The organism is Halalkalibacterium ligniniphilum (assembly GCF_000334155.1).
Taxonomy (GTDB): Bacteria; Bacillota; Bacilli; order Bacillales; family Bacillaceae_D; genus Halalkalibacterium; species Halalkalibacterium ligniniphilum.
This window is the reverse complement of the sequence record NZ_ANNK01000038.1, coordinates 1-2,949: the sequence shown is the minus strand read 5'-3', so window position 1 is coordinate 2,949 and position 2,949 is coordinate 1. Positions and strand designations below refer to the sequence as shown.

3 protein-coding genes are annotated in these 2,949 nt (G+C 48.1%); all 3 read right to left on the bottom strand.

Translation table 11 applies throughout. From position 1 onward, the window contains the following. Positions 1-1,173 (bottom strand): (Fe-S)-binding protein (locus BLT_RS0102835; RefSeq protein WP_035425398.1); only part of this gene is annotated, 1,173 nt, incomplete at its 3' end. Beyond that, the gene (locus BLT_RS0102830; protein WP_017726301.1) at positions 1,166-2,581 is read right to left on the bottom strand and encodes an FAD-binding oxidoreductase; all 1,416 of its coding nucleotides are present in this window, start codon (positions 2,579-2,581) and stop codon (positions 1,166-1,168) included. The genes BLT_RS0102835 and BLT_RS0102830, both read right to left, overlap by 8 nt. Before the next feature lie 16 nt (positions 2,582-2,597). After that, a partial coding sequence (locus BLT_RS21280) for a FadR/GntR family transcriptional regulator (RefSeq protein WP_017726300.1) occupies positions 2,598-2,949 on the bottom strand: 352 nt, incomplete at its 5' end.

Below are 2,949 nucleotides of genomic sequence, written 5' to 3'. Positions count from 1 at the left end.
TGTCACAATCACTTCAGGCTGAACCGTCTTTACATTTTCCATCTTCAGATCAAGAATCTCCATTGACTGCTCATAATGAACGAGATTATAAATCCCTGCCGACCCACAGCAAAGCTCGCTCTCCTTCATCGGCAGGAAGGTGATACTCGGAATTGATTGTAGTAGCTTTAACGGCTCTTCCACTCGCTTTTGAACATTGGTCATATGGCAGGACGGCTGATATGTCGTTACTTTGTTGATTTCTTTTGTAAACGGGAGCTCAACCTGCGAGAGAATCACACTGCTATCCACATTTTTTTCAGAAAAACGCTGGGCCCGCTCCCTCCATTCCGGTTCGTCCTCTAAAAGCTCTCCATATTCAACAAGCATTGCACCACAGCCACCAATGCTGTTGACGACATAATCAAAAGAATGCTGTTCAAACGCCTCAATGTTTTGCTTCGCCAAGCGTTTCGCCACATCTCGTTCGCCGCTATGATTTTGCAGAGCACCACAGCAGGTTTGCTCCTGAATGACCGTTACCTCACATCCCGCGCGTTGAAGGAGCTGAATCGTCAGATCATTGATCTTCGAGAACATCGTATCCATAATACAGCCTGTAAAAAAGCCGACATGATACATCGCATTGCCTTCTGGCTTAACATGGGCCAGGCGCTTCTTTCTTTCACTTAGCGAGGCGACCTTTGGAGTGACTGCCTCGAATGCGGCAAGTGAATCAGGTAGCACCCTTGTCAGCTTTGCTTTTCTTGCGATGTTCTCAGCTCCGCTTTTTTGATAGATAAAGAGCCCTGCTCCTAGTGTGTTTAAGAGCTTGTCGTTTGGCAGCACCGTTTCAAACAATCCTTTTTTAAACAGCTTCTGATACCAGGCGGCCTTCGTTTCCTTCTCTTCCCTTAGGGCCACCTTCGCCGAATCAAGGATTTTTCCATATTGCACATTCGTCGGGCAGACCGTTTCACAAGCACGGCAGCCGAGACAAAAATCAATCGGCTCTTCAAGCTCAGACAATGGCAGCTTCCCTTCTGCCGCCATTTTCACTAAATTGATTCTTCCCCTTGGTGAATGGGTCTCCTTTTCCATGCTCAAATACGTCGGGCAGGATGGGAGACAGTAGCCGCACTGGACACAGTCAAACGTTTCTTTGTAGGCCAGCATTTGTTCTGGTTTAGTCATGACGCAGCACCAGCCTTTGTCCAGGCTCTGGGAAAATCTTCCCTGGATTCAGAATGTTGTTCGGGTCCCAGCTCGCTTTGATTCGCTTCATCATCTCAAGGCCTGCTTTGCCTAGCTCCATCTCCATGAACGGCGATTTCATCGTTCCAATGCCGTGCTCTCCTGAAAGGGTGCCGCCAAGCTCAATTGCCGCTGTAAAAATTTCAGCAACGGCCTTTTCCACCCGCTCCATCTCCTCATGGTCACGAGCATCAGCAATAATATTCGGATGCAAATTCCCATCCCCAGCATGACCGAAAACGACGAGATCGATTTGATACTTTTCTCGAATCTCTTTCAGCCGTTGAAACATGTCAGGAATTTTACTGCGAGGGACGGTGGCATCCTCGGAAATCTTTGTCGGCTTCACTCTGACAATTGCTGGGGAAACAAGCTTTCGTGCCTTCCAAAATTCCGCTGCCTCTTTTTCGTTTTCAGCGACTCGTACATCCCTCGCTCCCACTTCACTGCACAGATCCTTCACCTTCAAAATTTCTTCAGCGACAGACGCCGGGTGTCCATCAAGCTCAATCAACAGCATAGCAGCTACGTCTGTTGGTAACCCCCGTGGCTCATAAGCCTCTACTGCTTGGATCGACAGCTGATCCATCAGCTCCATTTTGGCAGGAACGATTCCTGCCGTTAACACCTTGGAAATCGCCCTCCCTGAGTCGACAATTTCTTCAAAAAGCGCCATTAAGGTTTTGGTGGCTGGCGGCTTTGGCACGAGGCGCAACGTCGCTTCGGTAATAATCCCAAGGGTACCTTCTGAGCCCACGACAAGCTTTGTTAAATCATAGCCTGTGACGTTTTTGACCGTTCGTCCTCCTGTTCGAATCACCTCTCCCTCTGGCGTTACCACTTCTAAGCCGAGGACATAATCCTTCGTTACCCCATATTTTAACCCCCGTGGTCCTCCTGCGTTTTCAGCAAGATTGCCGCCAATTGTCGAGACGTGCGAGCTGCTTGGGTCAGGCGGATACATGAAGCCAAATTCAGTTGCCGCCTCATCAATTTTCGCCGTGAGCACACCTGGTGACACAACGGCAACCATGTCATCTTTATCAATTTCTAGCTTGTCGTTCCATTGGGACAAATCAAGGACGACTCCTCCCTTAACTGGCAGAGGGCCACCGCTTAAGCTTGTCCCTTGCCCACGTGGATAGACAGGCACCTTATAGGTGTTGGCTAGCTTCATCACCGCCGCTACTTCTTCTGTGGCTGGCGGCTGGATCACCAAATCAGGTAAGTGGAAACCGAACGACGCATCATAGGCATAGCTGTAGCGGTCCGCTTCCTTTGTTAAAATCCGCTTTTGATCCTGGATTTTCTTTTTTATCTCCTCTAAAAAACGATCGGTCGTCAACATCACTCACTCCTCTCTTTTACGTATGACGCTGTTTCACCCCTTGAAAATGCTGCCACATGGCTTTTCTTGCTTCATCGGGCTTCCCATTGATAATCGCTTCATAGATTTTTCGGTGCTCAGCCACGACATCGGCAATAAAAAGCTCATTTTTTCTCGAAGCTTCACGATTTTTCGTTAAGACGCGAATCATGTTGTCCGAGATTAAATTCATGACATCTCGCATTAATGGATTATTTGCCGCTTCAATGATTGCCAAATGAAATTGATAGTCTTCTTCAACAGCAATCTGTCCTTGCTTTTCTACGGCAACAAGCTTTTCAAAGACAGCCCTTAAATGCTCCTTCTGCTCTTCTGTAATCCTGCTTGCT